The sequence below is a fragment of the Deltaproteobacteria bacterium genome, assembly GCA_005879795.1.
Taxonomy (GTDB): domain Bacteria; phylum Desulfobacterota; class Binatia; order DP-6; family DP-6; genus DP-6.
Window position 1 is genome coordinate 1 of sequence record VBKJ01000228.1, and the last position, 3,471, is coordinate 3,471.

Here is a 3,471-nt window from a genome sequence, read left to right on the forward strand (position 1 = left end):
CTTGTCACCAAGCTGCGCGTGGAGCCCAGCCACCTCGTCGCGCAGCGCGGCGTTCCGCCGCTCGGCCTGCCACACCTGCTCGGCAGCAACGGCCACGGTGAGGACCACGAGCGCGGCGGCGAGACGCCAACCCCCAGCCGCGCGCGCGACATGACGCGAGCGACCGGCATGAGAGATATCCTGGCGATAAGAGTCGATCGTCCCGAGCGCCTCGAGGAACGAGCTGCCATGTGTGCAGCGCCGATGCATCGCCGCGGCGCAGTAGCAAGGGTGATGCCCGCACGCACTCCGGCGCTCCATCGTTGGGGATGGAGATCGGCGGCTTGCGATCGCGCACGACCGCGCAGCAGTGCGGCTCGCGCCTGCACCACTACTCGTATCCGCAATGACAGCCGACCACCCTCTGGTGCGCCCGAAGCTCCGGTCGTCGGAGCCCATCCCGGCACCAAGTGCCTCCTCCCCCGGCGGGACGCCAGCCTTAGAGCGCCGCCAGGATGCGCCGCGCGCCCTCCGCCAGCTCGCGCACGATCACCGCCGCCGGCTTCACGTCGCCAACCAGCCCCGCGCTCTGCCCGGCGTAGAGCGACATCGAGTCGATGTCGCCGGTCGTGCCGGCGCCCGGCGGGAGCGACATGAAGCGGGCGACCGGCACCGTCGCGCCCCCCATGCGCGTCTCGCCGACGGCCGGCTCGTCCGGCCGCTGCTCCTGCCCGCGCCGCTCGTGCGGGAGCCACCGCTCGACGAACGGCGTGCGCAGCACGCGGTGGGGCGCGTCCGGCCAGCCACCGCCGAAGAGCAGGGTATGGACGGTGTCCTCCTCGCTCGCGGCCACCACCTTCGCCTTGTAGATGGGGTGCGCCGCGGCCTCGGGCGTGGCGAGCAAGCGCGTGCCGAGCACCGCCGCCTGCGCGCCGAGCGCGAGCGCCGCCACCACGCCGCGCGCGTCGGCGATGCCACCCGCGGCGGCGACCGGCGTGGGCGCGACCGCGTCGACCACGCGCGGCACCAGCACCATGGTCCCGACCGTCCCCTCGACGTGGCCGCCAGCCTCCACGCCCTGCGCGACGATGACGTCGACGCCGGCGGCGGCCGCGCGCCGCGCCGCCGCGACCGAGCCCACCTGGTGCATCACGGTGACGCCCGCCGCGTGCGCCCGCCCGACGTAGGGCGCCGGGTCGCCCCAGAAGAGCGACAGCACCGGGACGCGCTCCTCGACGCAGACGGCGAGGTGGTCCTCGATCGGGAAGTAGAGGATCAGGTTCACGCCGAACGGCTTGCTGGTGAGGCGCCTCAGGCGGCGGATCTCCTCGCGCAGGACGGGCGGCGGGTTGCCGCTGAACGACATGATGCCGAGGCCGCCCGCGTTGCTGACCGCGGCCGCCAGCTCGGGCCCGGTCACGAAGCCCATGGGGGCCGCGATGATCGGCAGCTCGATGCCGAGGAGTTCACAGAGGCGGGTCTTCATGTGGGTATCGTAGAGCTTGCCGTACAGGTCGACCGCCTCATCGACTGTCCGCGAGGGCTGGCTCGCAGTCCAGAAGGTGCTGGTATGCGGCCTTCATCCGCCGCAATTCCGAACCGTCTGGCGACAGCGATGAGGATCCCCATTCGCAGCCGGCGTCAAGGGCGCCGCGGCTTGCAGTTCGGCGGCGGCCTGTTACCAGGGGGCATGCCGCCGCGCGCCTGGCTCGCGCTGCTCGTCGCCCTGCTCGGCTCGCGCGTCGCGCTCGCGGTGCAGCTCGAGGCGCTGGAGACGGGGCGCGAGTGGCGGCTGCGCGCGCTCGTCTTCCGCGGCAACCGCGCGCTCGGCACGGGCGAGCTTCGGCGCGCGCTGGTGACCAGCGAGCGCCCGTGGTACCAGCGCTGGCGCATCTGGCGCCCGGCGCCGGACTTCGACCCCGTGAGCTTCCGCGCCGACCTGGAGCGCCTGCGCCGCCTCTACCGAACCCGCGGCTACTACCATGCGCGCGTCGAGCACGACCTCGAACTGCCGGCTCGGGGTGACGCGCTCACCGCCGTCGTCTACATCGACGAGGGGCCGCCGGTCCTGGTCGAGGACGTCGCCGTGTCGCTCGGGGGCACGGAGCTGGCGGCCGCCGAGCGCGAGCGGCTCCTCGGCGCCCTGCCCATCGCGGCGGGAGCGGTCTTCGGCGAGGACGCGTACGCGCGGGCCTTCGCTTACCTCCGCGCCTATTACCGCGAGCGCGGCTTCGCGCGCGTGCGGGTGCGCAAGCGAGCCCAGGTGGACGTGCGGCGCGACCGCGCCCGCGTCGCGTACCAGGTCGAGAGCGGCCCGCCGTCGGTGTTCGGGGCGGTGCGCGTGCAGGGCACGCGCGAGGTCGACCCCGAGGTGGTCCGCCGCGAGCTCGCCTTCGGGCCGGGCGAGCCGTTCAAGGCGAGCCTGGTCGAGCGCACCCGCGCGAACCTGGTGGCCCTCCACCTCTTCCGCACCATCCGCATCGACGAGGACAAGGGCCGCGATCCGCACGTCGCGGTGCGCATCAAAGTGGTCGAGGCGCCCCGGCACGAGGTCCGCCTCGGCGTCGGCTACGACACCGAGGAGCAGCTGCGTGGCCTGGCCGGCTGGCGCGACTACGACTTCCTCGGCGGCGCGCGCCAGCTCGGCTTCACCGCGCGCGCTTCCTTCCTCCGCCGCACCATCGCCGCCGACTTCCTCCAGCCTCACTTCCCCGGCACGCAACAGCGCCTGCGCCTGATCGCCTCCGAGGACCAGGAGGACGAGGAGACCTACACCAACGACCGCGCGCGCTTCACGCCGCGCGTCGAGCTCGAGCCGCTCCCCGCCCTCACGGCCTACCTCTTCTACCGCCTCGAGTACGACTCGCTCTCGGACGTGAACCGGGTGGTCGCCCGCCGGTTCCCGGACATCGCGCCGCACTCCGGCCTCCTCTCCGGCCTGGGGCTCGGCGCCGACTGGAACTGGACCGACGACCTCCTCGACCCGACACGCGGCTGGGTGACGAGCGCCAGCGTCGAGCCCGTGGGGGGTTTCCTCGGCGGCAAGTTCTCCTTCGTGCGCCTCCAGGGCGAGGGGCGGCGCTACCAGCCGCTCCTCGCGGACCTGGTGGCGGCGTTCCGGCTCCGCCTGGGCGCCGAGGAGCCCACCGGCCGGAGTCGTGACGTCCCGCTCTTCGAGCGCCTCTACGCCGGCGGCATCGGCTCGGTGCGCGGCTACGAGCGCCGGCACGTCGGGCCGCTCATCGACGACGACCCGGTCGGCGGCCGCTCGCTGATCGAGGGCTCGGCCGAGCTCCGTCATCCCGTGACCGAGCGGCTCGGCGCGGCCGTGTTCGCCGACGCGGGGCAGGTGTCGCTCGCGAGCTTCGACTTCCCGCTCGACGACCTCCGCTACGGCTTCGGCTTCGGGCTCCGCTACAAGAGCCCGGTCGGGCCGCTGCGCGTCGACCTGGGCTTCCCGCTCGACCCGCCGCGACGCGACGCGCGCTGGCA

2 protein-coding genes are annotated in these 3,471 nt (G+C 73.8%); one reads left to right on the forward strand and one right to left on the reverse strand.

Translation table 11 applies throughout. The annotated features are described in order from the left end of the window. Nucleotides 1-478: 478 nt before the first annotated feature. Nucleotides 479-1,465 carry a nitronate monooxygenase gene (locus E6J59_19350; protein TMB16262.1) on the reverse strand — a complete coding sequence of 329 codons (987 nt, stop codon included), beginning with the start codon at nt 1,463-1,465 and terminating at the stop codon, nt 479-481. Nucleotides 1,466-1,549: 84 nt separating this feature from the next. On the opposite strand from E6J59_19350, the gene E6J59_19355 reads away from it, so the two are divergent. Then, nucleotides 1,550-3,471, forward strand: a 1,922-nt coding sequence (locus tag E6J59_19355) for a hypothetical protein (GenBank protein TMB16263.1), incomplete at its 3' end; no start/stop codon positions are given.